The sequence below is a fragment of the Streptomyces sp. DH37 genome, assembly GCF_029813835.1.
Taxonomy (GTDB): domain Bacteria; phylum Actinomycetota; class Actinomycetes; order Streptomycetales; family Streptomycetaceae; genus Streptomyces.
In genome coordinates this window covers 1-402 of record NZ_JARVKV010000231.1, presented here as the reverse complement: position 1 = coordinate 402, position 402 = coordinate 1, and the positions used below count along the sequence as shown (strand labels likewise).

The 402-nt window shown below is 75.9% G+C and carries 1 protein-coding gene; it reads right to left on the bottom strand.

Annotated elements, in window-relative coordinates:
* Positions 1 to 402 (bottom strand): neutral/alkaline non-lysosomal ceramidase N-terminal domain-containing protein (locus QC029_RS30805; RefSeq protein ID WP_279559130.1); only part of this gene is annotated, 402 nt, incomplete at both ends.

The window sequence follows — 402 nt, the reverse complement described above, 5'->3', positions numbered from 1 at the left end:
TCCCAGAAGGGGTTCTCGCCCTCGGTGAAGCCGGGGAACGCCGGTCCGTCCTCCATGCTGCCCGCGGCCATGGACGCGCCGACCGCGGGCCGGGCGGTCCGGTGGGCGCGTCCGTCGCCGGTGAACTCCGGCGCCACGGTGACGTCGGAGAGGTCCACGTACACCAGCCGGGAGTCCACGCCCCCGGTCCGGGGGGTGCCGGGGCGCTCCAGCTGCCGTGCGGCGGCCTCGTACTGGCGCAGGCCGCAGGCCCGGGTGCGCTCGAAGTCCTCCGGTGTGGTCGGGGGCCGCAGGTCGTGGTTGGGGGACATGTCGCCGGCGTTGGTCTGGGCGAACGCGGTGATCACCTCGGGGGAGGCGTCGGCCAGGTAGTCCGCGCCCGCGACCTCGCGCTCCCAGGGG